Source organism: Flavobacterium procerum (assembly GCF_042431625.1).
Taxonomy (GTDB): Bacteria; Bacteroidota; Bacteroidia; order Flavobacteriales; family Flavobacteriaceae; genus Flavobacterium; species Flavobacterium procerum.
Window position 1 is genome coordinate 363,609 of record NZ_JBHLYW010000007.1, and the last position, 25,998, is coordinate 389,606.

The window sequence follows — 25,998 nt, forward strand, 5'->3', positions numbered from 1 at the left end:
TTAATGATTAATATTTAATATTTGTTGATTTCTTTTTTTAAATTTCTCTGCCTTTGATAAGTCTAAGCAGAACCGCAATGATTGCAATTACAAGCAGAATATGGATAATGCTTCCAAAACTGTACACAAAGAACCCTAGAGCCCAAAGTATAACCAGAATTACTGCCACTGTGTATAATAAGTTTGACATGGTTTTTTATAATTTAGGTTAATAATTAATTTTGTTGCAGGCGATTAGTTTAACTTGTACGACAGATATAAAGTTAAGTTGCTGTTTTTTGCATCAGGAGCAGTGTAAGTTGTTCCTAAAACTGTTCTTTCTTTACCCACAGTTGTTAAACCGTAATTGTAACGTAATCCGATGCTGATTGGGTTAAAATCAACTCCTAAACCAGCAGAAATACCCGCGTCAAATTTGTTTAAATCGTCTCTGTCGATCTCCTCATTAAAATTAAAATCTCCGCTTCCTGTTACTTTAGAACTTACTAAATAAGAAGCATAACCACCGGCGTGTACATTAAAGTTTTTTGTTATGTTAACTCTAACAAGCAATGGAACTTCGATATAGTTTAATCTGAATTTGGCGTCTCCATTTAAAGCACCATTATATTCCAATTCAGCACCTTTCGTTGTAAATAAAAGCTCTGGTTGGATGGCTACAAAATCTGAAATAGGAAGTGTAGCGTAAAGTCCGGCATTAAAACCGTATAAGATATTGTTGTCATCTACATCATCTCCACTGTTGTACAGGTTAGACATGTTGAATCCTCCTTTTACACCAAACTCTGTGTTTACATTATTGTCCTGAGCGTGCAGCATTCCAAATGAAGCTGTCAAAAAAAGTGTTAAGGCGCATAAAAAATTTGATTGCATTTTCATAGTTAAAAAATTTAGTTAATTAAATGTTGGCTTTTACTTGTTTCCTAAGGCTATCTGTTTCCCTTAAGAGCTGATAATGTTCAGGTAAATAATGCAATACTAACTGTAAAATCGTTTTGTCATCTGTTTCTTTAGAAATGGTCTCAAATAATTCAATCTGTTCACATAAAGACTTTGTCAGAGAATCTAAATATTCGTTATTAAAATTAGACCTATCGGCATCGATAAGATCATATAGATATCGCTTGTGCGTGGCGTTGATTTCCGTAATGACAATGAGCCTTGATGTTGCCATCTTTGATATTTCTCCCAGTAATTGATTCTCGTGAATTTCGATTTTCTTGCTTAATTGCTGTATTGTACTATCTGAACTTTTTTGTTGCGCAATTTGACTTTTAGAAATAATAGATTTACTTACATTGGCGGTCGAGATGAAAAAAAAAGCTTCTACTTCTTCTTTATCATTTTTAAAAAAAACATCATTTTTTAGGGAACTTTCTATCTGATTATTTTTTCTGCAAGATGTGGTGCAGATTAGTATCACAAATAAAAAAAAGACCTTACAAACTGCTGTCTTTAAAATAGGACCTGCTTTCATTTTTACTTCTTAAAGTATTACATTACAAAGATGCTAACGAATGAAAGATTTTACCTTACACCATAAAAAAGAAACGTTATATAATTCCCATAATGGGTTTATATAACGTTTTTTATGTGTTTTTTGAAGGGTTTTAGTCAGGAAGGAAAACCGTAAAAACAGAGCCTTGATCGAGAGTGCTGTCTGCTGTAATATGCCCTTTATGGTTCTCTACGATTTTCTTACAAATTGCAAGCCCGATTCCGGTTCCTGGATAATCTGTTTTAGAATGAAGTCTCTGAAAAAGAATAAAAATGGTTTCTTTAAATTGAGGATCAAAACCCATTCCGTTATCGGTAAAAGTGATTTTATGGAATTTCTTTACAGTCTGTTCCAAAATCTCAGGATAATCGGCCGAATTTACTTTTTCGCTCGATATTGTAATTATAGGTTCAACATCAGGACGGCTGTATTTTAATGAATTTCCAATTAAATTGATAAAAAGCTGTTCGATCTGATACGGAATAACCGATAGTTTCGGAAGCTTTGAAACGGTAATTACCGCTTTCTTTTCTTCGATGACTTCAGCCAGTTCAGATTCTGCATTTTTTAAAAGTTCGTCAAGATTTACTTTAATAAACTCTTTTTTGGTTGTATTGGTTCTAGAGAATAATAAAAGGTCATCAATAAGAACGCGCATTCTTTTGGCAGAAGCTTCGATTTTGGTAATGTAATTTTTGCCGCTTTCCGACATTACCGCCTTATCTGCATCTGAAACCCTCGAAATAAAAGTTTGGATTTTTCTAAGCGGTTCCTGAAGATCATGACTTGCAACATGGTTAAAAGAAGCCAATTCTTTATTGCTTTTCTCCAGTTCTTTGTTTCGTTCTTGAAGTTCAATATTTAAAAGATGTTCATCTGTAATATCAAAATTGATTCCGAGCAGGATTTTGCTTCCGTGCTGGTCGGTAAGTAATTTTCCGGTTGATTTAAAGTATCTTATTTCACGATCAGGACGCACAATTTTATAGTAAACAAACGGAAGGGTTCCTTTTTCAAGGATACCATTCATAGATTCGGCTACCGTTTGCTTGTCATCATGATGAACAAAATTTAGGAATGTCTCTTTTTCGGGTACAAAAGAATCAGGTTTAAAACCCAATAATCGGTATTGATTGTCAGAATAATCGATTTTCTGAGTATCTAAATCCCATTGCCAAGTACTGAATTTGCCTATGGTTTCAGATTCTGAAATTAGGCCGCTAGAGATGAGAAGTTTTTTGTTGTAAATTTTTAATCGTTCAAAATCACGGCTAATTTGTCTATAAGCCAACAAAATAAAACTTAACGCAACCAAGAATAATGAAATTGAGAAAAGCGGGCTTAAAGATATTTCGGCATCATAGATTTTGAGCCTTTTTTTAAGATATGCCTTTTCGATATCATTCATTTCATCAACCTTAAAACGGATGTTTTCCATCAAAATCCGTCCTCCAAACATGTGGTTGTCGAGTTTTCTTTTATCGTACGTTTTCGGGTCGCTGTATTTCAGACAGTTTTCAAAAGAAACAAAACGCTGAATAATAAGTTTAAAAAGTTTTTCGAGGTTTTTCTGCTGTTCCGGATTGTCAGTAGTGAGTTTTTTCAAAGTGATGAAAGAAGTGTTTACTTTATCACGAGAATAAATGTAAGGAGTCAGGAAACGGGCATTGCGTGTTATGATGTAACCGCGTTGGCCCGTTTCTGCATCTTTTATGGCCGACATCAATCGTTCGAGCTGAATGTTTATTTCGTAGGTATGCATCACCAGCTTACTCGATTCATTCAGATCCTGATTGTGTTTGTAAGCAATGGAAGAAAGAAATAACAGAATGAAAACTGCGATTACAAAAATAACTCTCAAAGAGTTTGAAGAATTAAAATTTGGTATCCATTTCATTATTTGGCTCTTATTTTAGTCGCAGCAGGAAATTATCACGGTTTAGACCTGAGGTGTGATAGTGCCAGTTTACTGTCACGACTTCATTAATTATTTTTTTGAGTGTATTAAAGTCACTAGGCTTTTTAATATATATATTCGCACCTTGTATAAAGGTGTCTTCAATATCTTCTTCGGAAGAAGACGTTGAGTAAATGGCAATAATAATATCTTTTAAATGCTCTGTTTTTTTAATTTCGATAAGACATTCTTTTCCTGTTTTTTTCGGCATGTTCAAATCTAGAAACAAAATATCTGGAAGTTTATTGTCTGTATTCAGTAAATGATCCATCAGCTGCATTCCATCATGTACGAAACTAACATTGGTTTGGATTTTGATTTCCTCAAAAGCATCTTTAAAAAAAAGACGGTCATCTTCATCATCATCGGCCAATAAAATATTTAATGCGTTTTTCTGCATTTTAGTGTAGTGTTTGTTTTATTTTAAATTCTCTCTTCGTTTCTTAATTATTCTCTGAAAAGCCGATGGTGTAATTCCTGTAGTATTTTTAAATTGTGTGCTCAAATGCGCAACACTCGAGTAGTTGAGTAAAAATGCGATTTCAGTCAAACTCATTTCATTAATAATAATCAGTTGTTTGGCTCTTTCAATTTTCTGTAAAATGATAAAATTCTCGATAGAAGAATAGGTTACTTCTGAGAAAACATTTGATAAATAACCATAGCTGTGGTTTAGTTTTTCGGCTAGAAAAACAGAACTTTTGTAATTGTTGCTATCGTCCATAAAAACCAGCTCTGTAATGGCATCTTTTATTTTCTGAACCAAAACGCTTTTCTGATTTTCAACAACTTCAAAACCGCATGGGGCCAGTTTGCTTTTTAAATTTTCTAAAGCCTCTGCGTCAAGATTGTTTTCAATATCAATTTCTCCAAATCCGAGTGTACTAAAACTTATGTTGTTTTCTTCTAAATTTTGCTTCAAATATAGAGAACAGATGGTGTTAATGTCGAACTTTATGAATAGTTTCATTTTATTGAAATTTGGTTAAAGATACTTAATTTATTTTTTGTTACCGCTTTAATGGGACGTAGAATTTGCAGAATCATGGATTTTTTAAATAAAATCTTAAAAAAATACCGTCTAATATTTTTACTAGACGGTATTTCCTGATTGAGTTATAAGGATTTACAAATCTGATAGGATTTGATGAAATTCTTCTTTTGTTTTTCCTAGTTTCTGCTGAAGTTTTCCGTACATTTCGTCTTCTTTTCCTTCAGCAAACATCAAATCGTCATCAGTTAATTCTGCGTACTTTTGTTTCAGCTTTCCTTTTAACTCATTCCAGTTTCCTTTTATTTCTGTAGTATTCATAATATTTGTCTTTTGTTTATTTTGTAAAATTCTCAATTTTTACAACGCTTTACGTTACATTAATTTTGAACATCGTTGCATAATTCACATTCAGTTTTTTTGGCTTGTTTCAAGTTTTTTTAGTCTCAGTTTCAAGTTTAATCTAAATCTGAATTCTAAAATAAATTACTCCTGATAACGTCTTAAAATCCACGCCATTTTTTCGTGTTCTTGTAATAAACCTGTAACGAAATCGGCAGAACCAGCATCATTTGTTTCGTCAAAAGCCGGAATATAATCTCTAAATTCCGTTACGAGCTGTTCGTGGTTTTCTAACAATTCAGAAAGCATATTTTTTTGCGAAGCATATTCTTTTGGAGATTCTTTTAAGGTCGAATTGTCGATGAACTCTTTCATCGTACCAATTGTTTTTTCGCCAAGCTGGCTGATTCTTTCGGCAACTTCATCGATATTGGCTTCGAGAATTCTATATTGTTCTTCAAATAGTTTATGAAGTTCCATAAAGCTGTTTCCTGAGATATTCCAATGAAATTTTCTGGTTTTTACATATAATGTCATTTCGTTAGACAAAATGGTAGCTAATATTGTAGCGCTTTTTTTTAGGTTTTTTGGAGTAATTCCGATATTTGGAGTCATAATGTGTTTTTATTAATGTTGTTTTTCAAATTTAGACACGACGTGCTTCAATTTCTTTATATAATTTTTTTAAGATATTACAGGAATTCAATGTTGGGCTGAAATTCGTAAACCAATTATATTATTTGTAATTTTGCCGCACTAGCAAAAAACGATATGACTACACAGCAATTACACGAGCAGATTCTTCAAAAAAAATCATTTTTATGTGTTGGATTAGATCCAGATCTGACCAAAATACCTTCTCATTTATTAGAAAATGAAGATCCGATTTTTGAATTCAATAAAGCAATAATCGATGCTACTCACGATTTGACTGTAGGATACAAGCCTAATACAGCGTTTTTTGAAGCTTATGGAATAAAAGGATGGATGTCTTTGCAAAAAACAATCCATTATATCAACGAAAATTACCCTGATATTTTTACGATTGCAGATGCAAAACGCGGCGATATCGGAAATACGTCGAGCATGTATGCCAAAGCTTTTTTTGAAGATCTTAATTTTGATAGTGTAACTGTTGCTCCGTATATGGGAAAAGATTCTGTTGAGCCTTTTCTAGCCTTTGAAAACAAACATACAATTATGCTGGCATTGACTTCTAATGAAGGAGCATTTGATTTTCAGACTTTAAATACAAATGGAAAGGAGCTTTACAAACAAGTTTTAGAGACTTCTAAAACATGGAAAAACAGCGAAAATCTAATGTATGTTGTAGGGGCGACTAAAGCCGAATATTTTACTGAAATCAGAAAAATTGTTCCAGATAGCTTTTTATTAGTTCCAGGTATCGGTGCTCAAGGCGGAAGTTTGTCTGAAGTATGCAAGTACGGAATGAATGATAAAGTGGGGCTTTTGGTAAATTCGGCCAGAGCGATTATTTACGCCTCTAAAGGAACCGATTTTGCCGAAAAAGCAAGAGAAGAAGCTTTGAAAGTTCAGAAAGAAATGGAAGGGATTATTGGTTTAAAGTTTCAGGTTTAAAGTTTCAAGTTTTTACTTTGAACATAATTTAGTAGCAAAGTTCACAAAGTTTTTTCAGACAAAGCTCTGTGAACTTTGCGGTTAAATAAACATTCCGACAACTTGAAACTTGAAACTAAGACAAACATGAAACTATTAACCGATCAACTCGGAACAATTCATTCTTTTGAAACTGCTCCAAAACGAATAATTTCGCTGGTTCCTTCGCAAACCGAATTATTATATGATTTAGGCTTGGAAGAAAAGATCATCGGAATTACGAAATTCTGTGTTCATCCATTTCATTTTAAATCGACCAAAAAGATTGTCGGTGGAACCAAGAAGATTCATTTTGAAAAAATAAAGCTTTTAGAACCTGATATTATTATCTGCAATAAGGAAGAAAACACGCTTGAAATTGTAGAGCAGTTGCAAACAATCTGTCCGGTTTGGGTAACGAATATTGTTTCGATTGAAGATAATTTCAAGATGATAACCGACTTCGGACAATTATTCAACTGCAGGACAGAAGCTCAAAAGTGGAATGATAAATTGTCTTTCGCCTTGAGCGATTTCAAAAAATATATTGAGGATATTAAAATTAAGAAAGCGGCCTATTTTATTTGGAAAAACCCTTATATGGCAGCCGGTAATGATACTTATATAAATGAAATACTAAAGCTGAATCATTTTAAAAATATTTACGAAGATAAAGGCCGTTATCCGGAAATTGAATTGAAGAAAATGCGTCTGGAAGGCGATCCCGATATTGTTTTTCTTTCTTCAGAACCTTATCCTTTTAAAGAAGAAGACGCTTTTGAAATTGGAAGATTTACCCATCATGCCAAAACCATTTTTGTTGACGGTGAGATGTTCTCTTGGCACGGAAGCCGATTGCTAAAAGCTTTTGCTTATTTTAAACTGCTTCATGAAAGATTAAAGAATTAAAAAAGAAATCCCAATAATTTAAAATTCCAATTTCCAATTTTCCAGTTTCGTGAAATTGGAAATTGGATTTTTTTTTATTGGAATTTAACCAAAAAAAATGCCGACATCTCGAAGACGCCGGCATTATTTAACTAACCAAAACCAAAATAATAAATAACCAGTTTATTACATTACAAATGTCCGACATAAATTGAACTTATACTGTTAAGGTCTTGTTATTACTTTGTTGGATATAAGTTAATGTCTGGTTTTTTGTTTCAAGTTTCAGGTTTCAAGTTTCAAGTCGTTGGCAGACTTAACCGCAAAGAGCGCAAAGAATTACGCAAAGTTCGCAAAGTTTTTTTCACAAAGCTTTGCGAACTTTACGTTTTGTATAAAACCTTTAAATAAAAAAAACTTTGCGCTCTTTGCGGTAAAATTATGTTCAAAGTAAGGCAACCTGAAACTTGAAACAAAATAAACAAGTTTAAATAAAAAAAGAATGCCGGCATCTCGAAGACGCCGGCATCATTTAACTAACCAAAACCAAAATAATAAATAACCAGTTTATTACATTACAAATGTCCGACATATATCAACCTTATGCTGTTAAGGTTTTGTTATTACTTTGTTGGACTAAAGTTAAGATTTGAAAATCCCTTTTTTTGAGCATTCTACAGCATAAAATAACTTTTGTTTATTAAATCATAATAACAATCAATTTTTGTTATACGTATAAGAGAAATTTGTTTGTATATTTAGTAAAATATTAAATATCAGTATTATGGGATCAGATAAAAAATTAACAACTGTAACAGGAGCACCTGTTCCAGATAATCAAAACATTCAGACAGCTGGCCCTCGCGGACCAGTTTTACTTCAAGACTTTTGGTTTTTAGAAAAGATGGCGCATTTTGACCGTGAAGTGATTCCCGAAAGAAGAATGCATGCAAAAGGATCTGGAGCTTACGGAACTTTTACCGTAACTCACGATATTACTAAATACACCAAAGCCGATATCTTTTCGGAAATTGGGAAAAAAACGGAGATGTTTGTGCGTTTTTCTACTGTTGCGGGAGAAAGAGGTGCTGCCGACGCTGAAAGAGATATTCGTGGTTTTGCAATGAAATTCTATACTAATGAAGGAAACTGGGATTTGGTAGGTAATAATACTCCTGTATTCTTTTTTCGTGATCCGATGAAATTCCCTGATTTGAACCATGCTGTAAAACGTGATCCTAAAACCAATTTAAGAAGTGCTGATAACAATTGGGATTTTTGGACTTTACTGCCTGAGGCTCTTCATCAGGTTACGATTGTAATGAGCGACAGAGGAATTCCGAAATCGTACCGCCAAATGCACGGTTTTGGAAGTCATACATTTAGTTTTATAAATGCGCAGAACGAAAGACACTGGGTAAAATTCCACTTAGTTTCGCAACAAGGAATAGAAAATTTATCTGATGAAGAAGCAGCAGTACTCGTTGGTGGAGACCGTGAAAGCCACCAGAGAGATTTGTTTAATGCTATTGAAGAAGGCAATTTTCCAAAATGGAAAATGTTTGTTCAGATCATGTCTGAAGAGCAGGCGAAAACCTATCGTTTTCATCCTTTCGATTTGACTAAAGTTTGGTTAAAAGGTGATTTTCCGCTTATTACGGTCGGAGAATTTGAATTGAATAAAAACCCTGAAAATTATTTTGCCGAAGTTGAACAGGCAGCTTTTAATCCAGCACACGTAGTTCCGGGAATTGGTTTCTCTCCAGACAAAATGCTTCAAGGGCGTCTGTTTTCTTATGGAGATGCTCATCGTTACCGTTTGGGTGTAAACAATTATCAGATTCCAGTAAACGCATCAAGATGTCCTTACAACAGTTTTCACAGAGATGGCGCCATGCGTGTAGACGGTAATTTTGGAGCAAGAAAACATTATGAGCCAAACAGTTTTGGAGAATGGCAAGAACAACCAGAACATAAAGAACCGCCATTGGCAATCTATGGAGATGCTTATGCACATAATTTTAGAGAAGACGATAATGATTATTTTACCCAGCCAGGACTTTTGTTCAGATTGCTGACGGATGAAAAAAAGCAATTATTGTTTAAAAATACGGCAGGACAAGTAGGAGGGGCGCAAAAATTTATTCAAGTGCGCCATATCAGAAACTGTTATCAGGCCGATCCTGCATATGGAGAAGGAGTTGCAAACGCTCTCGGAATGACAATAGACGAAGTCAATGCTTTTGATGATCCTAGATTGGCGATTAAAGCGAGATAGGTTTTTTTCTTAGTCGCAAAGCGACAAAGATTCAAAGCTTTTTAACCTTTGCTTTAGATATAAAAAAACGACAGGTCTTTAAAGACCTGTCGAGTTGAATTTTGTAAGTCTAGGTAAGAAAACACTTTGAACCTTTGAATCTTTGTCGCTTTGCGACTAAGAAAAAACCACTGTCTTATTACTATACACCATTGTTTTTCTTTCGGCGTGAAGTTTAATTGCTCTGGCGAGGACAATTCGTTCTAAATCACGGCCTTTCATGATGAAATCTTCTACGGAATGAATATGTGAAACTCTTGCGATATCTTGCTCAATAATCGGGCCTTCGTCGAGTTCTTCTGTTACGTAATGGCTTGTCGCTCCGATGATTTTTACACCGCGTTTAAAAGCGGAATGATAAGGTTTTGCTCCTGGAAAAGCAGGCAAGAAAGAGTGGTGGATATTGATGATTTTATTTTCGTAAAGCGAAATCAGTTTTGGCGTGATGATCTGCATATAGCGCGCCAAAACAATAAAATTGATTTCATATCTTTTGAGCAGTTCGATTTGTCTCGCTTCTCCTTCTTCTTTATTGTCTTTTGTAAAAGGAACATAGTGAAACGGAATGTCAAAACGTTCTGCCACAGATCTTAAATCATTATGATTGCTGATAATTAAGGGAATTTCGACACCCAACTCATCGGCGCTATAACGTCCTAAAATATCAAATAAGCAATGGTCATATTTAGAAACAAACAAAGCCATTTTTGGTTTTTGTTCCTGATTGTATAAGTTCCACGACATATTAAAATCAGCGGCCAATGTCTGACTGAATTCTTCTTTTATGCTTTCGATACTCTTGTTTTGATTTGAAAATTCACATTCCAAACGCATAAAAAATACATTTTGTTCTACATCAACATGTTGGTCAATATAGATAATGTTTCCTTCAACTTTAGCAATAAATGTTGTCACTGCGGCGATAATACCTTTCTGGTCTTTACAGTGAATTAAGATGGTTATTTTTTGCATTTTTTTGGTTAGTTTTTTTTGGTTAGTGACAAAGTTGCAAAGAGACAAAGCAACAAAGGTTACTATGCACCTTTGTTGCTTTGTCTCTTTGAGCCTTGAAAAAATTATTTTCCATCCTGCATTGCAAAAACCTTTTGCAATAAAGGAGTTGTTCGGGCAGAAATATCGTTTCTGATTTCTTTTTCTTCAACTGCAATCATTTTAAAAACACCAGCAAGAGCTTGACTAGTGGTATAATCGGTCAAATCTGGATTTACTTTTTTTACCAACGGGATAGTGTTGTATTTGGTGATGATTTTTTCCCAAACAGCATCGGCACCCACTTTTGCAAATGAATTTTTAATTACAGGACTAAATTTTCCGTACAAAGCTGTTGTTGTACTATTTTGCAGATAACTTGTAGCAGCGCTGTCGTTTCCTAAAAGGATATTTTTAGCATCTGTAAAACTCATATTCTTTACAGCCGAAACAAAAATTGGTGTTGCTTCTTTTACGGCATCTTCGGCGGCGCGGTTCAGCATTTTGATTCCTTCATCGGCAAGAGAACTTAAACCGACTTTGCGCAAAGTGGCATCAACTTTCTGTAATTCCTCAGGCATCAAGATTTTTACGGCTTGATTTTTATAGAATCCATCAACGGCAGTTAATTTGCTTACTTGTTCTGTAATTCCTTTGTTCAAGGCTTCTTTAAGACCAGCAGCAATATCGACACTTCCAGAAGGAAGCTGGGAAGCAATCTGTGGTAACTGATTTAGAATTTGCGGAACTTGAGCGCAGGAGTTAAGAGTAAAGGCTATTACAAGAATAATAATTTTTTTCATTAGAAATGGAGTTTTTATAGGTTTCAAAAGTAATACTTATTCAAAAACAAAGACACAATTTTATTATTTGTGATGCAACATTTTGTTGAATTATTAACATACTTTGCCATAAACAAAAAATCATCTTTAAAAAGATGATTAAATGAGTATTCCAAGACGTTTAACATGTCTTTTAAAGAGGATATATTTAACGGATTATTTAATCAACAAATCAATTTCGTCGTCTGTCTTTTCAATATAAACCACCATTTCGCTATATTTCCATTTCACGCGTTTTGTTCCAGTAACAAAGATGATTCCAGTGCCTTTTGGACCCTTAATCGGAATTTGAATATTGCAGTTCCCAGTTTGGTCGTTTACCTGAATATTGCCCGAAATCATTCCGTCGCCTTCTATAGGATTGCCCAACTGTGCAATAACTTCTTTGTTGATTTTGGCTTTGGCGATTGCATCTTTATAAGCATCAGATTCTTTCATTAGAGAGGTAACACCAAAAAATATTCCTCCAATAAATAGTGCAGCGAGCACAAGTATGCTCAAACATCCTGTTGGAACAAACCATTTCCAGTTTCTGTCCAACCAGCTTTTTTTGGGTTGATATTCTTCTTGCATAAAATAAGGGGTAATTTCTTGATTTGGGATTTAAGTTTGAAAGATAGCTTTTTCTTTTCAAAATTATAAACCAAATTTTTGAAAATTACCCCTAAGTTTAAAATAAAACTACTTTTGCGTGTCTTACTGTTCTAATGCTACACTTAATTCTTTGCTTAACTCAGCATCTTTTTCATAAACATCTTTAAAGAAACCAATTTCACCGTTTTCGTTTACCATTGAAGTGAAATAGCAGATATAAATCGGTACTTTTTTAGTAAGTTTAAAACTGTTTTCTATTTTTCCGTCCATTGCTTTATCAATTTTTGCCTGAGTCCATTCTGGATAATCTTTAAGCATTGCAACCGCTAGTTCTTTTGCCATTTTTACGTTAATACAACCGTGGCTGAAAGTTCTTTTTTCGAAATCAAATAACGTTTTAGATGGCGTGTCGTGCATGTAAATATCATCTGGATTTGGAAACATAAATTTAACCAATCCTAAAGAGTTGTCTGGACCTGGTTTTTGTCTTACTTGTCCGTTAACGATTTCCATATTTTTTTCTGTAAGATAATTTGGATCGGCAGCTATTTTAGATTTTAATTCATTTTGTACAATACTTTGTGGAACTGTCCAATAAGGACTGAAAACGATTCGGTCAATTTCACCATTAAAGATTGTTGTTTTAGTTAAAGGTGCTCCAACAAATACAGGTGAAGTCATTTGCACTTTTCCGTTTTTAACATAAATCAATTCGTAAGACGGCACATTTACCAAAACATATTCATCGCTGTTTGCCATTTGAGCAGCAATCGTACGGCATCTTTCCATGTTAAGTTTTAGAGTCTGCATTTTTTCAGAAAGTGGTGTATTCATTTCCTGAATATGTTCTTCAGAAAGAATGTAATTTGGTTTAAATCCGTTGCGAACTTTGTATTTCATAACGGCGTCCATCAGTTCACGATCATAAACATTGCTTTTAGAGTCGTTTTTTAAATCGCCCATTAAATATAAATGATTTCTAACTTGTGCAATAGTGCTAGAAACAGCGTCTGGACGTAAATCTTTGTATGGAGTTTCTTCTGGAACAATAGCTTTCCATTTATGAGAACGATCCATTTTTTTGTATTTTTTAAGAACGTCTTCTAGTTTGTAATACTGATCGTACTGAACTTTAACATCTGCAGAGGTCGAAGCTGTAGCTCCCTCAATTGTGCTGTAATTCAAGAAATCTTTCAGCATGGTATCATAAGAGACTTTTTTCTTGCTATCAGAAATGTTTTTTTGGGCATATACAATATATAATGAACTTAAAAGCATGTCGGCATCTGTTTTAGAAAGACCATTTTCTGATGAATTATCAAAAAGCTTATCAATTTCAGTTTGGTACGGAATGTTCAAATCATTTGTTTGTTTCGCTTTTTCGTACAAAACAGTACCAAATTCATTAATTTCATTTTCATCATGCCAAATACTGCCAAGACTTCTATGTTTATACAAAGACATAATATCAGATTTGTATTTTTTTAAATCAGAATATCTTTTGAAGAAGTCGTTAGAAATGTTTTCTTTTACATCATCATTATCTGAATTGTAAGAAGAAATTTTGTTTGCGTTTTTATGTAGTGTGTTATTTTCAATTCTGTTAAAAGAAGATACAAAAAAACTCAAACTTAAAATTACGGTGAATAAATTGAATGTTCTCATTTTTTAAAATTTTTACGTTATTACTTTTCATTTTCATACTGCTTTTTCATTTAAGTTCCAGGTAAAAATTTGGGGCTTTTCTACAATGCTAAATTACTTTAGGAGTGCTCTAAACATGTTTTCTGATTTTATTTAAATGTTTCGAAATTGCCATGTCTTTAAGCTTTCTTTAACTATATCAGTTAGTTAGCGAAATTGTTACCCTTTAAGAGTACGAAATCGATTTATTTTTGTTAACATAAAGCTATAGTGTCGACCCAATATTAAAATATTTTGTAAATTGCCTCCATAAAATTATCATATTCATAAAATGGAACAACAAAAAATATATATTCCTAAAAATAAAGTAAGAATTGTTACTGCTGCTTCGCTTTTTGACGGACATGATGCAGCCATTAATATTATGCGCCGTATTATTCAGTCTACGGGAGTTGAAGTGATTCACTTAGGTCATGATAGAAGTGTTGAAGAAGTGGTAAATACCGCCATTCAAGAAGATGCCAATGCCATTGCAATGACATCATATCAAGGCGGACACAATGAATACTTTAAATATATGTATGATTTGCTTCGCGAAAAAGGAGCGGGACACATTAAAATCTTCGGTGGTGGAGGCGGTGTAATTCTGCCAAGCGAAATCGAAGAATTGCATGAATATGGAATTACCAGAATTTATTCTCCAGACGATGGCCGTTCTTTAGGACTTCAGGGAATGATCAATGATTTGGTAGAACGTGCCGATTTTCCTCTCGGAGATCAATTAAACGGAGAAATCAATCATATCGAAAGCAAAACGCCAACGGCAATTGCACGTTTGATTTCTTCGGCAGAAAATTTCCCGGAAATTGCAAAACCTGTTTTTGATAAGATTCATGAAAGTAATTCTGATTCTAAAATTCCGGTTTTAGGAATTACAGGAACAGGAGGAGCGGGAAAATCTTCTTTAGTAGATGAATTAGTTCGCCGTTTTTTAATTGATTTTCCAGAAAAAACAATCGGATTAATTTCTGTCGATCCTTCTAAGAGAAAAACGGGAGGAGCACTTTTAGGAGACAGAATCCGTATGAATGCTATTAATAATCCTCGTGTTTATATGCGCTCGCTGGCGACACGTCAATCGAATTTGGCTTTGTCAAAATATGTAGCCGAAGCGATTCAAGTTCTAAAAGCAGCGAAATACGATTTGATTATTTTAGAAACTTCAGGAATTGGTCAGTCTGATACGGAGATTATGGATCATTCAGACGTTTCTTTATATGTAATGACACCAGAGTTTGGAGCGGCAACACAATTGGAAAAAATCGACATGCTTGATTTTGCCGATTTAGTGGCTTTAAACAAATTTGATAAACGCGGAGCGCTTGATGCTTTGCGCGATGTAAAAAAACAATATCAAAGAAACCATAATCTTTGGGATAAAAATCCTGATGAAATGCCCGTTTTCGGAACTATTGCTTCGCAGTTTAACGATCCTGGAATGAACACGCTTTATAAAGCGATTATGGATAAAGTGGTTGAAAAAACGGCTTCAGATTTGAAATCGACTTTTACCATCACGAAAGAAATGAGTGAGAAAATCTTCGTGATTCCGCCACACAGAACACGTTATTTATCTGAAATTGCAGAGAATAATAGATCTTATGATGAAACTGCGCTTTCGCAACAAAAAGTAGCGCAGAAATTATACGGAATTTTCAAAACCATAGAATCGGTTTCTGGGAAAGTTCCTCAAATTAATAAAGCAGGAATCGACGATTCGACTGTTTTACCAAGTGGAATTCAGGAGCACGACGAAAACAGAATCTTTTTAAATCTTTTGCTAAATCAGTTTGATAAAGTAAAAATGGATTTAGATCCATACAATTGGGAAATTATCTTGAATTGGGATGAAAAAGTAGCAAAATATAAAAATCCAGTTTACTCCTTTAAAGTTCGTGATAAAGAAATTAAGATTGCGACGCATTCTGAAAGTTTATCGCATTTACAGATTCCTAAAATTGCGTTGCCTAAATATGAAGGTTGGGGCGATATACTACGTTGGAATTTACAGGAAAATGTTCCTGGAGAATTTCCGTTTGCGTCGGGATTGTATCCGTTTAAACGTGAAGGCGAAGATCCGTCAAGAATGTTTGCGGGCGAAGGCGGACCAGAAAGAACCAACAAACGTTTTCATTATGTAAGTGCCGGAATGCCTGCAAAACGTCTTTCAACAGCTTTTGACAGTGTAACTTTATATGGAAATGATCCAGATTTGCGTCCGGATATTTATGGAAAAATTGGAAATGCCGGAGTCTCAATCTGCTGTTTAGACGATGCTAAAAAATTATATTCAGGTTTTGATTTGGTTCATGCATTGACTTCGGTAAGTATGACCATTAATGGGCCTGCGCCAATGTTGTTGGGTTTCTTTATGAATGCGGCAATCGATCAGCAATGCGAGATTTACATCAAAACAAATGATTTAGAAAAAGAAATTGAAGCTAAAATCAATAAATTATACGCAGCAAAAGGAATCGAAAGACCGAAATACCAAGGCGATTTGCCAGAAGGTAATAACGGTTTAGGATTAATGCTTTTGGGCGTTACCGGTGATGAGGTTTTGCCTTTAGAGGTTTATAATGAAATAAAAGTAAAAACCTTAGCTCAAGTTCGCGGAACGGTTCAGGCCGATATTTTAAAAGAAGATCAGGCGCAGAATACTTGTATTTTCTCAACCGAATTTGCTTTGCGATTGATGGGAGACGTTCAGGAATATTTTATTACTAAAAACGTTCGTAATTTTTATTCGGTTTCGATTTCAGGATATCATATTGCTGAGGCAGGAGCAAACCCAATTACGCAATTGGCGTTTACGCTTTCAAATGGTTTCACTTACGTGGAATATTATTTGAGCCGCGGCATGAATATCAACGATTTTGGGCCAAACTTATCATTCTTCTTCTCCAACGGAGTAGATCCAGAATATTCAGTAATTGGTCGTGTGGCGCGTAAAATCTGGGCAAAAGCCATGAAAAACAAATACGGAGCCTACGAAAGAGCACAAATGCTGAAATATCATATTCAGACTTCTGGGCGCTCGTTACACGCACAGGAAATTGATTTTAATGATATTAGAACAACTTTGCAAGCTTTGTATGCGATTTATGACAACTGTAATTCATTGCATACCAATGCTTACGACGAAGCCATTACAACACCGACAGAAGAATCTGTACGTCGTGCCATGGCAATTCAGCTGATTATCAATAAAGAATTAGGTTTAGCTAAGAACGAAAACCCAATTCAAGGTTCTTTCATCATCGAAGAATTAACCGATTTAGTTGAAGCTGCGGTTTTACAAGAATTCGACCGAATTACAGAAAGAGGCGGAGTTCTTGGTGCAATGGAAACGATGTACCAGCGTTCTAAAATTCAGGAAGAAAGTTTGTATTACGAAACCTTAAAACACAACGGAGATTTCCCAATTGTGGGTGTAAATACGTTCTTGAGTTCAAAAGGTTCACCAACGGTAATTCCGGCTGAGGTTATTCGTGCAACCGAAGAAGAAAAACAATATCAAATTATGATGTTGGATAACTTGCATCAATTTCACGAAGAAAAAGTAAACGAACATTTAAATACGTTACAACAAGCCGCTATTAAAAACGAAAACTTATTCGACTATTTAATGGAAGCTACAAAGGTTTGTTCTTTAGGGCAGATTACTTCGGCGTTGTTTGAGGTTGGTGGGCAGTATAGAAGGAATATGTAGATTTTATTTTTTAATGATATGGAAAAGCCTCTCAAGATTTTTTGGGAGGTTTTTTGTTTTACAAAAATTGTAATACCTGATAAAATGGGATGTTTTGGTTTTTCTTTTTAACAAAAGATTTAAGTAAAATTTGCACTTCTAAATAATTTAAATGTTTTTTTTTTTTGTTTTTGTTATATGTTTTAAAATCAGGTATTTGTACTCTGTTTAAGTTTTTGGTAAATATTTAATTTTATGGAATATTTAAAAACATGTATTTTAAAAGGGGCATTTAAAGTGATATATCAAAATAAATTTATAGTTGCTATTTTCTGACGAATACAAATAAGTTAATGGCAAGCATGATAGAGGTATAAAAGTTGAAAATGTTTAAGATAAAAACATAATATTATGTCAGATATAACTCAATTAATTTTTAAAAACAGTATATGGCTTTTAGCAGGATTAGTTTTATACTATATTTTATCAACTATCAAAGTTTTTTTACTTGTCAAAATACAATCGCAATTGTTTCACTCTGAAGTATCCGAATTAAGTATTGAAAAACTTTTCCCTCAATATGCAAAAGATTTTATTGGGGATGCTATACTACACCAATGTACAATAAATTATTTAATTAATAAGGGTGGAAAGAGTACTTGGAAGCTTGTTGGAAACAAAAAAATAAATTTCTACTACAATTTTCTAAATGCTATTACAGTAATGTTGAAACCCTTTTTGATAATAGCAATACTATGGGGTATCCTAAAGTTTTTAATTTTAAAGCATATTGCTTTTGATGAATTGCATATCTCACTTGGGCAAATTCAATTAGTCGTTTCTTATCTAAAATCGCTAAAAGGTCTTGAGTTTTTTGACAATTATAAAGTTTTACTATTTGTTTTGATTGTTATTTTTTGTGGAATTTTGGGTGTAGTCAAAAAATTTGAAGCAAAAATTAATCGCTCTAGGTCAATAATTTATTACATGTTTTACAATACTTTCCATTTTATCAGGTCTAAGTTTCTTTGGTTCTAATTTAAATATAACAAAAAACAATAATCTTCATAAATTACGTGACTTAGATTTAGAAGTTAGAAAAATACATGAAAATATCTATCGTGATGTAGCTGAAGCCGTAGTTTATGAAGATTTATCACAGGCAATTAAAGAAGATATCAAAAATAACGAAAAGGAGAGCAAACGACTTGACTCTTTGTATAACAAAGCGTTCGAAATAATCACTCGCGAAGAAATTAAAAACAAGCTTTCTGAGAAGTTCACTACACAGAAAGAAGAGTATAATAAGTTAATTTCACTTGGAGTTACTAAAAAAGACTATGATAAAAATAATGCGGAAAGCAAATTTGTATTTTCTCAATTGATAAAAGGATATTTTCATAATTCTCAATCAAATAAGAATTCAATAGCTAAAAATTATTGGACAAACCAAAAAAAATGGAATAAAGTTACTGGTTTGGGGTTTACAAAATCAATTGAGGAATTAAAATCACATAAGTATTTTACTGGCGAAACTGAAAGTCAAGTTCGTATAGTTGTTGAGAATATCGTTGACTATCTCGTTGAAGAAATTATTAATAAATCGGCTAAATATTTTGGTATTGATAAATTAGAACTGCCTAAATCAATCACTTCATTTTTAACAATAGAAAAATGCAAGGAATGTTTCGTTCCAAGGATTATTAATGTAGTTAAAGTACTTGGAAATAAAACCAAACTGATTAAAGAACTAAAAACTTTTCGTTGTTTTAATAAAAAAGGTAAAAGCTTAGAACGTATAAATTTTATCAAATCAAAGCATAATGCAATATACAATGATGATTTAGCTCAAGCAGAGAAAGAGCAAAGGATTGTAATTGCAAATGAAAAAGTAGAAAATTTGATAAGAGAGAAAATAATCGGAATAGTCAAAGAATATCCTCTTGAAAATTCAGCTAAATATGAAAGATTTATTGACGAAGTGATAAAAAAGTATAAAACAAAAAATGATATAGGAAATATTTCTGAAAAATCTTTTAACAGATTAACTGCAACAAAACAAATAAGTGATGTGGTTTTAAAAGATATATTATCGAATGTAAAAATTGAGTTTCATCCTTTTCCACCACCACCAAAATGTCCAATTTGTGCTTTTCAAGATGGATCTAAACTTATCAAATAAACATTTCTCATAAACTTCTAGTGCGAGTGTTTCGTTCATGAACGCAAAGTAATGCACGAGCGAGACCCTCGCGCCAGCAAAACAACAAAATTCCATAAAGTTTGTTATTTCGATCGAAGGGAGAAATCTTCGTACGCTGTGCACATACTGTTGCGGAGCTACTTGCGAAGATTTGCTTCGCCAGATTGCTATCGCTCGAGTCTCCTCTGTCGAAATGAAAAAGATTGCGTAAAAACTTTGCGACTTAGCGCCTTTGCGAGATTTTTAGCGTTAGAACTTTCACCTTTGAATCTAAAATAGAAATCATTCAACAATCTCACTCACGCCAGCAACACAAAAAAAGCTTATTATCAAATATAGCCCGTGGTTTCAACCACGGGTACACAATGTGAGAAAGACAATATTGCGTTCCTGCGGTTGAAACCGCAGGCTATGTTTTCAAATTTGGACTGAAAAATTCGCAGAAGCGTTGAGTTTTGAAGTTTTTCTATTTATTTTGTGTGATTTCTCTCTTCAGTCAGAAATTACAATATTGTATGAAAAATCTTGAACTTATAGCGTATTAATTTGCAAACTGATAAAAAAGAAAAATGAGTAAAAAAGTAATAGTATTTCTTAGTTTGATATTTCTTTTTGGTTGTACTAAAGAGAAAAGTGATATTGTTCCTAGTGAATATATATCGATTGATAATAAAAATAAGATTTCAGCTTATAATTATAATGGAAATTTGGAAGTTTATATTCCTGTAAATTTAAATAATGAAAAGTTAGTTTTAAAAAAATACTCAGAATTAATATTAGTTATAAGAAATAAATGGAAGTTTTCAACTATTAATATTGAAGTTTTAAATGGATCAATGAACGTCGATTTTGTCAATAAAATTGAAAAAATAAATAGTAAATTGTTTTTGATTAATGACTTGCTTTACACTTATGATACAGATGGAATTTTTATAAATTTCCCAAAAGTTAGCGATCCAGTAATGTATGATAATGGGTAATATAACCTTTGTCGAATCCCGAGTGAGATTTCTCTCTTCGTTCGAAATGACAGTAATGGGGTGTATTTGAATTGGTAATTAACTAACTTTAAGTCCTATTTTAAGGAGATTATGACAATCCGGCAATACATAGAACAACTCAAGACTTCAAAAGATCTAAATCAAAATACGGATTTAGAGAATTCTGTTGCCAAAATCGAAGGTTTTCAATTCAGAATGGAAAATCTTTTTGAAAATCAAAAGCTAAATCCAGAAATTCTTTCCAAAATAGAGCAGATTTTGAACCTGATTTTCATAAAAGAAGAAAATACAAATAGCTGTTTTGCCAATAGCGAAGAAGTAAGGTCAGAATACAAACAAAGTTTCAAAATATTTGATTTATTGGATTATGTTAATGCTTTTACACATTCGTCATTTTACAAAGAATCGCATCAAATAAGTATAGGAACAGAAACCACATTCTTTTGGGAAATGGTAAAAATAGGATCTGATTTAAGAAAATCAGAGAAATAAAAAAAGCATTGGTCTAAACCAATGCTCTTTTAAATCTTTTTCAGGGCAAAAAAAGTGGTTTTAACGACGGAATCCTGGACTTTCGTTTACAGATTCATCCAACTTAACTGTTTTTACCTTTTTGGCAGCAACTTTAATTTCGTGTTTCGCGATTTTGTCGTTTGCTTTTACTTCCAAAACATAAGTTCCAGCAGGAAAACCTTCTAGACTTATCGTTTTTGAAACCTCTAATTGGTGTGCTGCAGAATCTCCCGCATAAAGTAAATTGTGATTTTCGTCATAGATAGAGAAAGAAGAATTGTCAACAGTAAAGCTAACTACTTTTCCGTTTCCGGTTTTTACATTTAAAATATAATCACCTTTTCCATCAATGGCATAAGTAAATAATGTTGCTAAAAAAAAGGCCGCAACTAACCCAGTTTTGGTAAATTTTGTCATGTTTTTTTTTATTGTTATTACTAAATGTGGAACGTCCAAAACTACAAATACAAATTTAATTTTTAGCAAAAAATTCACCTTTTTTGAATGATAAAATGCTGAATTAAAACTATTTCTGTGTTTTGTCTACGCTATGTACGTAAATACGGGGCTTGCGGATTTATCTTTTGTGAATTTTTTTTTAACATAAAAAAATATGTTAGAACAATTATTAAGAATAATTTTTCAAAATGTTAAAAGAGACTTTCAATTCTCCGATTAAGAGCAAAAAAAAACAGCTCAATAACCACAAAGAGCTGTTCTAAAACTATCAAAGTTTTTTAACTTACTAACTATCTAACCTCATTATACTTTATGAGAGTATAATTTTTTTTAGCGTGCTGCCATGCTAGTGCTTTTTGCAAAACCCGGTTTATAAACAGAAGAAATAGCATTTCTTGACAGAATAGATTTCTCTTCGTTTATAGTGATTTCGTATTTTGCTTTTTTGATATTGTCTTCTACTTCTAAATAGTAAGTTCCTTCTGGAAACTCTTCTAAGCTAAAAGTTCTTAAAATTCCTTCTTTACCAGATGCTCTTTCAGCATAAAGTAATGTTCCGTCTTTGTCATAAATAGCTAAACTCGCTTTCTGTGTTTTGTTAAGCGCAAAAGTGATTGACTTTCCATTAGCTTTTAATACATGAAGATTAAACTCTCCAGTTCCATCAATTGCGTAAGTGCTTATTCCTGAGAAAAGCAACGCCGCAGCTAAACTTAATTTTGCAATCTTTTTCATGGTACTCAGTTTTAAAATTAATAGTTCTAATTCTCTGATGCTAAATTACTTATATTGTAAGTGTAAAATCACAACTGTATTTTCCTATTTGTATGCTGTATTCTCATTTACGAAACCGTTATAGGTTAAAATTTGAATTATATTTATCGTTTTGGTTAAATCAGTTGTTATTTTCCAATGTTTTTGCTCAATTTTAATTTACATTGAGATAATGATTTCTTAAAAAATGTAAGAATTTCAGTTTTTGAGTTGCAAAGGTTCTAAGATTCTAAGTTGTTAAGTTTTTTGCTTCTTGTTTTTTTAACCGCAAAGGCACAAGGAAAAGCGCCAAGTCCGCAGAGCTTAAAAATAACTTTGCGAACTTGTCGGAATCTTAGCGTCTTCGCGGTTAAAAAATTAAGAGCAAAAAAAAACAGCTCAGTAACCACAAAGAGCTGTTTTAAAACTTAAAGTTTTTAACTTACTAACTATCTAACCTCACTTTTATACTTTATGAGAGTATAAAATTTTAAAGTGCTGTGAAGAATTACACTTTATTTTTAAATCTCTGAATTAGTTAAGAGTTGCTGTACCTTTAGAAGACAATACAGAACTGTTTGCATTTACAGTGATTTCATATTTTACTTTTTTAAAGCTGTCAGCAACTTCAAGGTAATATTTTCCTTGTGGAAATTCCTCCAGGCTGAAGTTTCTTAAGATTCCTTCTTTTCCAGAAGCGTTCTCAGTATATAATACGTTTCCGTTTGCATCATAAATACTGATAACCGCTTTTTGCAATTGGTTGATGCCAAAAGTTATCGTTTTTCCATTTCCTTTCAATACATGAAAGTTAAGAGCTTCATTTCCATCAATTGCATAAGTACTCATTCCAGAGAAAAGCACTGCGCATACTAAACTTAATTTTAAAACCTTTTTCATATTCTTTCTTGTTTAAATTCTTAGTTCATTTTTCTGATGTAAAATTACTTCAGAAGCTGTGTTATTTTAACAACTGTATTTGCCGATTTATATGCTATATTCTCATTTACGAAACCGTTATAGGTTAAAATTTGATTTTAATGTGATTTTTTTGTTAATTCACTTGTTATTTTTCAAAGTTTTTGCGAAAATTAACTTTTGAGGAATTGTCCTGATTTCTTACAAAAATGAGTAATATTTATAAAAAATGATTTGAAAATGCGATTTCTTGAAAAAATCTGCAATAAAAAAATGAGTCGTATAAAAAAGGGCTTTTTTCAGTGAAATCTGAAATGATTGAAATCTTAAATTTGATACAATATTCTTAGTTACAAAGTGCTTTTAGGCTGTAGTTTGGATTATTTTCATCATTTCGGTTGATTTAGCTATTATTCTTTAAGGTTTTAGCCAATCTTAAATTTGATAAAGATTTTTTTGAGTTGCAAAGGTTCTAAGATTCTAAGCTGCTAAGTTTTTTGCTCCTTGTTTTTTTTAACCGCAAAGGGCGCAAGGAAAAGCGCCAAGTTCGCAAAGCTTAAAATAACTTTGCGAACTTGGCGGGAGCTTAGCTCTTTGCGGTTTAAAAAAAAAACACAAAGTCCGCAGAGCTTAAAATAACTTTGCGGACTTTGCGCCTTCGTTTAAAAAAAGAGCAAAAAAAAACAGCTCAGTAACCACAAAGAGCTGTTTTAAAACTTAAAGTTTTTAACTTACTAACTATCTAACCTCACTTTTATACTTTATGAGAGTATAAAATTTTAAAGTGCTGTGAAGAATTACACTTTATTTTTAAATCTCTGAATTAGTTAAGAGTTGCTGTACCTTTAGAAGACAATACAGAACTGTTTGCATTTACAGTGATTTCATATTTTACTTTTTTAAAGCTGTCGGCTACTTCAAGGTAATATTTTCCTTGTGGGAATTCCTCCAGGCTGAAGTTTCTTAAGATTCCTTCTTTTCCAGAAGCGTTCTCAGTATATAATACGTTTCCGTTTGCATCATAAATACTGATAACCGCTTTTTGCAATTGGTTGATGCCAAAAGTTATCGTTTTTCCATTTCCTTTCAATACATGAAAGTTAAGAGCTTCATTTCCATCAATTGCATAAGTGCTCATTCCAGAGAAAAGCACTGCACATACTAAACTTAATTTTAAAACCTTTTTCATATTCTTTCTTGTTTAAATTCTTAGTTCATTTTTCTGATGTAAAATTACTTCAGAAGCTGTGTTATTTTAACAACTGTATTTGCCGATTTATATGCTATATTCTCATTTACGAAACCGTTATAGGTTAAAATTTGAATTTAATGTGATGTTTTTGTTAATTCAGTTGTTATTTTTCAAAGTTTTTATAAAACTTAACTTTTCGGGATTTGTCTTTATTTCTTGCAAAAATGAGTTATCTTTATAAAAAATGATTTGAAAATACGATATCTTGAAAAAATCTGTAATAAAAAAATGAGTCGTATAAAAAAGGAGTTTTTTTTAATGAAATCGGCTAAGGCTGAAATCTTAAATTTCATGCAATATTCTTAGTTGCGAAACCGTTATAGGTTAAAATTTGAATTATTTTAGGTATTTTTGTTAATTTTGCTATTATTTTTTAAAGAATTTATCATGAAGACAATTGCCCCAGCTCTTGAAGTGATAACTAACTCCTACGGAAGTTCTTTTACCTACACAAAACACGCCGAAAAGACCAATAGTAAAGCTCATTTATGGCATTATCATCCTGAGATTGAGTTGGTTTATATAAACGGTGGAGCGGGCAAAAGACAAATAGGAAGCCATGTTTCCTATTACACAAATGGAAGTTTATTGCTTATTGGAGCCAATTTGCCACATTGTGGCTTTACAAATGAACAAACGGGAAACACAAACGAAACCGTAATTCATATAAAACCTGAATTTTTGGGAGGTGATTTTTTTGCCGCTCCCGAAATGAAAAAAGTTCAAAACATTCTAAATCAGTCCAAAGGCGGAATTGCTTTTGGAGGAGAAACCAAAAAGCGAATTGGTAAGAAAATCGAAATGATGGAAAACCAGCTTCCGTTTGAGCGTTTAATGACGCTTTTGTCTGTTCTGGACGAATTGGATTCTTCTGAAGAATATACTGTCCTAAACGCCGATGGGTTCTCACTTGAAATGAAAACGCAGGATAATGACCGTATTAATGTGGTCTTTAATTATGTGAAAGATCATTTTCAGGAATCGATTTCTATTGATGAGGTTTCGAGTTTGGTAAGTATGACAACACCTTCATTTTGTCGTTATTTTAAAAAGATATCAAACAAAACTTTTACAGAATTTGTAAACGAATACCGTTTGGTGCATGCTTCTAAGCTTTTGGCAGAACAGCCTTTAAGTATAAACGAAGTTTGCTACGAAAGCGGTTTCAACAATTTCAGCCACTTTAGTAAATCGTTTAAACAATATACGGGTAAAAGTGCGTCGCAATACAGACTAGAACATAAAATTATTATCAGTTAACCCTTTGGCTGAAAATTGAATAATAGTTTTATGCAATAAAAATCTAATTTAATCTTCTAAATTATTTTAATTCAGATAGTTATCGGGGGCGAAAATGCTTTTTGTACATCGATTTGTTCACGCAGATTTATACAGATTTGAATCTAAGTTGTTTCGTGAAGTTGAAAAATAATAATTTCACCTAAAACGTTCAGTTGATATATTAGGT

Annotated in this window: 25 protein-coding genes; 9 read left to right on the top strand and 16 right to left on the bottom strand. The window is 32.9% G+C overall.

The features are described from left to right. Positions 1-37: 37 nt before the first annotated feature. The 8 genes from ACFFLS_RS07210 to ACFFLS_RS07245 form a co-directional block, all read right to left on the bottom strand. Positions 38-190, bottom strand: coding sequence for a lmo0937 family membrane protein (locus ACFFLS_RS07210; protein ID WP_125719162.1), 153 nt, complete (start codon positions 188-190; stop codon positions 38-40). 44 nt (positions 191-234) lie between these two features. Beyond that, entirely contained in the window at positions 235-879 is a 645-nt protein-coding gene (locus ACFFLS_RS07215) for a porin family protein (protein ID WP_379685860.1), read from the bottom strand. A gap of 19 nt (positions 880-898) precedes the next feature. Then, the gene (locus tag ACFFLS_RS07220; protein WP_379685861.1) at positions 899-1,477 is read right to left on the bottom strand and encodes a DUF4142 domain-containing protein; all 579 of its coding nucleotides are present in this window, start codon (positions 1,475-1,477) and stop codon (positions 899-901) included. A gap of 133 nt (positions 1,478-1,610) precedes the next feature. Then, entirely contained in the window at positions 1,611-3,395 is a 1,785-nt protein-coding gene (locus tag ACFFLS_RS07225; RefSeq protein WP_379685862.1) for a CHASE3 domain-containing protein, read from the bottom strand. Between the two features lie 10 nt (positions 3,396-3,405). Next, entirely contained in the window at positions 3,406-3,855 is a 450-nt protein-coding gene (locus tag ACFFLS_RS07230; RefSeq protein ID WP_379685863.1) for a response regulator, read from the bottom strand. An 18-nt stretch (positions 3,856-3,873) separates the two neighbouring features. Beyond that, complete coding sequence (locus ACFFLS_RS07235) at positions 3,874-4,425, bottom strand: helix-turn-helix domain-containing protein (protein WP_379685864.1); 552 nt, start codon at positions 4,423-4,425, stop codon at positions 3,874-3,876. A gap of 156 nt (positions 4,426-4,581) precedes the next feature. After that, positions 4,582-4,767: a CsbD family protein gene (locus ACFFLS_RS07240; RefSeq protein ID WP_071636919.1), complete on the bottom strand. Its 186-nt coding sequence runs from the start codon at positions 4,765-4,767 to the stop codon at positions 4,582-4,584. Positions 4,768-4,932: 165 nt separating this feature from the next. Beyond that, a complete protein-coding gene (locus ACFFLS_RS07245; protein ID WP_379685865.1) occupies positions 4,933-5,403 on the bottom strand; it encodes a Dps family protein in 471 nt (156 codons plus the stop codon). A gap of 156 nt (positions 5,404-5,559) precedes the next feature. On the opposite strand from ACFFLS_RS07245, the gene pyrF reads away from it, so the two are divergent. The 3 genes from pyrF to ACFFLS_RS07260 all read left to right on the top strand — a co-directional run bounded on the left by pyrF (position 5,560) and on the right by ACFFLS_RS07260 (position 9,571). Beyond that, positions 5,560-6,387: an orotidine-5'-phosphate decarboxylase gene (gene pyrF / locus ACFFLS_RS07250; RefSeq protein ID WP_379685866.1), complete on the top strand. Its 828-nt coding sequence runs from the start codon at positions 5,560-5,562 to the stop codon at positions 6,385-6,387. Positions 6,388-6,513: 126 nt separating this feature from the next. Beyond that, positions 6,514-7,314 carry an ABC transporter substrate-binding protein gene (locus tag ACFFLS_RS07255; RefSeq protein ID WP_379685867.1) on the top strand — a complete coding sequence of 267 codons (801 nt, stop codon included), beginning with the start codon at positions 6,514-6,516 and terminating at the stop codon, positions 7,312-7,314. A 763-nt stretch (positions 7,315-8,077) separates the two neighbouring features. Then, the gene (locus ACFFLS_RS07260) at positions 8,078-9,571 is read left to right on the top strand and encodes a catalase (protein ID WP_379689257.1); all 1,494 of its coding nucleotides are present in this window, start codon (positions 8,078-8,080) and stop codon (positions 9,569-9,571) included. 156 nt (positions 9,572-9,727) lie between these two features. On the opposite strand, the gene purU is transcribed toward ACFFLS_RS07260, so the two are convergent. The 4 genes from purU to ACFFLS_RS07280 all read right to left on the bottom strand — a co-directional run bounded on the left by purU (position 9,728) and on the right by ACFFLS_RS07280 (position 13,701). Continuing rightward, positions 9,728-10,582 (bottom strand): formyltetrahydrofolate deformylase, encoded by an 855-nt coding sequence (purU, locus tag ACFFLS_RS07265; protein WP_379685868.1) that lies wholly within the window; start codon positions 10,580-10,582, stop codon positions 9,728-9,730. A gap of 104 nt (positions 10,583-10,686) precedes the next feature. Further along, entirely contained in the window at positions 10,687-11,403 is a 717-nt protein-coding gene (locus ACFFLS_RS07270) for a DUF4197 domain-containing protein (RefSeq protein ID WP_379689260.1), read from the bottom strand. A gap of 195 nt (positions 11,404-11,598) precedes the next feature. Beyond that, positions 11,599-12,015 carry a cytochrome c oxidase assembly factor Coa1 family protein gene (locus ACFFLS_RS07275; protein ID WP_379685869.1) on the bottom strand — a complete coding sequence of 139 codons (417 nt, stop codon included), beginning with the start codon at positions 12,013-12,015 and terminating at the stop codon, positions 11,599-11,601. A gap of 123 nt (positions 12,016-12,138) precedes the next feature. Continuing rightward, the gene (locus ACFFLS_RS07280; RefSeq protein WP_379685870.1) at positions 12,139-13,701 is read right to left on the bottom strand and encodes a L,D-transpeptidase family protein; all 1,563 of its coding nucleotides are present in this window, start codon (positions 13,699-13,701) and stop codon (positions 12,139-12,141) included. Between the two features lie 310 nt (positions 13,702-14,011). Here ACFFLS_RS07280 and ACFFLS_RS07285 point away from each other — a divergent pair, with 310 nt between their 5' ends. From ACFFLS_RS07285 to ACFFLS_RS07305, 5 genes are all read left to right on the top strand, one after another. After that, positions 14,012-17,452, top strand: coding sequence for a methylmalonyl-CoA mutase family protein (locus ACFFLS_RS07285; RefSeq protein WP_379689262.1), 3,441 nt, complete (start codon positions 14,012-14,014; stop codon positions 17,450-17,452). Positions 17,453-17,842: 390 nt separating this feature from the next. Continuing rightward, positions 17,843-18,469: a hypothetical protein gene (locus ACFFLS_RS07290; RefSeq protein ID WP_379685872.1), complete on the top strand. Its 627-nt coding sequence runs from the start codon at positions 17,843-17,845 to the stop codon at positions 18,467-18,469. 178 nt (positions 18,470-18,647) lie between these two features. Next, positions 18,648-19,613: a hypothetical protein gene (locus ACFFLS_RS07295; protein ID WP_379685873.1), complete on the top strand. Its 966-nt coding sequence runs from the start codon at positions 18,648-18,650 to the stop codon at positions 19,611-19,613. A gap of 590 nt (positions 19,614-20,203) precedes the next feature. Further along, complete coding sequence (locus ACFFLS_RS07300) at positions 20,204-20,614, top strand: hypothetical protein (protein ID WP_379685874.1); 411 nt, start codon at positions 20,204-20,206, stop codon at positions 20,612-20,614. Positions 20,615-20,725: 111 nt separating this feature from the next. Then, entirely contained in the window at positions 20,726-21,127 is a 402-nt protein-coding gene (locus ACFFLS_RS07305; protein WP_379685875.1) for a hypothetical protein, read from the top strand. A gap of 60 nt (positions 21,128-21,187) precedes the next feature. Here ACFFLS_RS07305 and ACFFLS_RS07310 read toward each other — a convergent pair whose 3' ends face one another. The 4 genes from ACFFLS_RS07310 to ACFFLS_RS07325 all read right to left on the bottom strand — a co-directional run bounded on the left by ACFFLS_RS07310 (position 21,188) and on the right by ACFFLS_RS07325 (position 24,467). Beyond that, positions 21,188-21,565 carry a secretion protein gene (locus ACFFLS_RS07310; RefSeq protein ID WP_379685876.1) on the bottom strand — a complete coding sequence of 126 codons (378 nt, stop codon included), beginning with the start codon at positions 21,563-21,565 and terminating at the stop codon, positions 21,188-21,190. Positions 21,566-21,937: 372 nt separating this feature from the next. After that, on the bottom strand, positions 21,938-22,342 hold the full coding sequence (locus tag ACFFLS_RS07315) for a T9SS type A sorting domain-containing protein (RefSeq protein ID WP_379685877.1): 405 nt from the start codon (positions 22,340-22,342) through the stop codon (positions 21,938-21,940). 552 nt (positions 22,343-22,894) lie between these two features. Then, positions 22,895-23,260, bottom strand: a complete 366-nt coding sequence (locus tag ACFFLS_RS07320) for a T9SS type A sorting domain-containing protein (protein WP_379685878.1) — start codon at positions 23,258-23,260, stop codon at positions 22,895-22,897. Between the two features lie 841 nt (positions 23,261-24,101). Continuing rightward, on the bottom strand, positions 24,102-24,467 hold the full coding sequence (locus tag ACFFLS_RS07325; protein WP_379685878.1) for a T9SS type A sorting domain-containing protein: 366 nt from the start codon (positions 24,465-24,467) through the stop codon (positions 24,102-24,104). Positions 24,468-24,917: 450 nt separating this feature from the next. On the opposite strand from ACFFLS_RS07325, the gene ACFFLS_RS07330 reads away from it, so the two are divergent. Next, positions 24,918-25,790, top strand: coding sequence for an AraC family transcriptional regulator (locus ACFFLS_RS07330; protein ID WP_379685879.1), 873 nt, complete (start codon positions 24,918-24,920; stop codon positions 25,788-25,790). The last annotated feature ends 208 nt before the right edge of the window (positions 25,791-25,998 follow it).

Excerpts from the sequence above, each read along its gene's own strand:
- ACFFLS_RS07315 (WP_379685877.1), bottom strand. The coding sequence starts at position 22,342 with ATGAAAAAGATTGCAAAATTAAGTTTAGCTGCGGCGTTGCTTTTCTCA.
- ACFFLS_RS07235 (WP_379685864.1), bottom strand. The coding sequence starts at position 4,425 with ATGAAACTATTCATAAAGTTCGACATTAACACCATCTGTTCTCTATAT.
- ACFFLS_RS07225 (WP_379685862.1), bottom strand. The coding sequence starts at position 3,395 with ATGAAATGGATACCAAATTTTAATTCTTCAAACTCTTTGAGAGTTATT.
- ACFFLS_RS07300 (WP_379685874.1), top strand. The coding sequence starts at position 20,204 with ATGAGTAAAAAAGTAATAGTATTTCTTAGTTTGATATTTCTTTTTGGT.
- ACFFLS_RS07210 (WP_125719162.1), bottom strand. The coding sequence starts at position 190 with ATGTCAAACTTATTATACACAGTGGCAGTAATTCTGGTTATACTTTGG.
- ACFFLS_RS07290 (WP_379685872.1), top strand. The coding sequence starts at position 17,843 with ATGTCAGATATAACTCAATTAATTTTTAAAAACAGTATATGGCTTTTA.
- ACFFLS_RS07245 (WP_379685865.1), bottom strand. The coding sequence starts at position 5,403 with ATGACTCCAAATATCGGAATTACTCCAAAAAACCTAAAAAAAAGCGCT.
- ACFFLS_RS07310 (WP_379685876.1), bottom strand. The coding sequence starts at position 21,565 with ATGACAAAATTTACCAAAACTGGGTTAGTTGCGGCCTTTTTTTTAGCA.
- ACFFLS_RS07215 (WP_379685860.1), bottom strand. The coding sequence starts at position 879 with ATGAAAATGCAATCAAATTTTTTATGCGCCTTAACACTTTTTTTGACA.
- ACFFLS_RS07260 (WP_379689257.1), top strand. The coding sequence starts at position 8,078 with ATGGGATCAGATAAAAAATTAACAACTGTAACAGGAGCACCTGTTCCA.
- ACFFLS_RS07240 (WP_071636919.1), bottom strand. The coding sequence starts at position 4,767 with ATGAATACTACAGAAATAAAAGGAAACTGGAATGAGTTAAAAGGAAAG.
- ACFFLS_RS07220 (WP_379685861.1), bottom strand. The coding sequence starts at position 1,477 with ATGAAAGCAGGTCCTATTTTAAAGACAGCAGTTTGTAAGGTCTTTTTT.
- ACFFLS_RS07285 (WP_379689262.1), top strand. The coding sequence starts at position 14,012 with ATGGAACAACAAAAAATATATATTCCTAAAAATAAAGTAAGAATTGTT.
- ACFFLS_RS07270 (WP_379689260.1), bottom strand. The coding sequence starts at position 11,403 with ATGAAAAAAATTATTATTCTTGTAATAGCCTTTACTCTTAACTCCTGC.
- ACFFLS_RS07255 (WP_379685867.1), top strand. The coding sequence starts at position 6,514 with ATGAAACTATTAACCGATCAACTCGGAACAATTCATTCTTTTGAAACT.
- ACFFLS_RS07325 (WP_379685878.1), bottom strand. The coding sequence starts at position 24,467 with ATGAAAAAGGTTTTAAAATTAAGTTTAGTATGTGCAGTGCTTTTCTCT.
- ACFFLS_RS07275 (WP_379685869.1), bottom strand. The coding sequence starts at position 12,015 with ATGCAAGAAGAATATCAACCCAAAAAAAGCTGGTTGGACAGAAACTGG.
- ACFFLS_RS07320 (WP_379685878.1), bottom strand. The coding sequence starts at position 23,260 with ATGAAAAAGGTTTTAAAATTAAGTTTAGTATGCGCAGTGCTTTTCTCT.
- pyrF (WP_379685866.1), top strand. The coding sequence starts at position 5,560 with ATGACTACACAGCAATTACACGAGCAGATTCTTCAAAAAAAATCATTT.
- ACFFLS_RS07230 (WP_379685863.1), bottom strand. The coding sequence starts at position 3,855 with ATGCAGAAAAACGCATTAAATATTTTATTGGCCGATGATGATGAAGAT.
- ACFFLS_RS07305 (WP_379685875.1), top strand. The coding sequence starts at position 20,726 with ATGACAATCCGGCAATACATAGAACAACTCAAGACTTCAAAAGATCTA.
- ACFFLS_RS07280 (WP_379685870.1), bottom strand. The coding sequence starts at position 13,701 with ATGAGAACATTCAATTTATTCACCGTAATTTTAAGTTTGAGTTTTTTT.
- ACFFLS_RS07330 (WP_379685879.1), top strand. The coding sequence starts at position 24,918 with ATGAAGACAATTGCCCCAGCTCTTGAAGTGATAACTAACTCCTACGGA.
- purU (WP_379685868.1), bottom strand. The coding sequence starts at position 10,582 with ATGCAAAAAATAACCATCTTAATTCACTGTAAAGACCAGAAAGGTATT.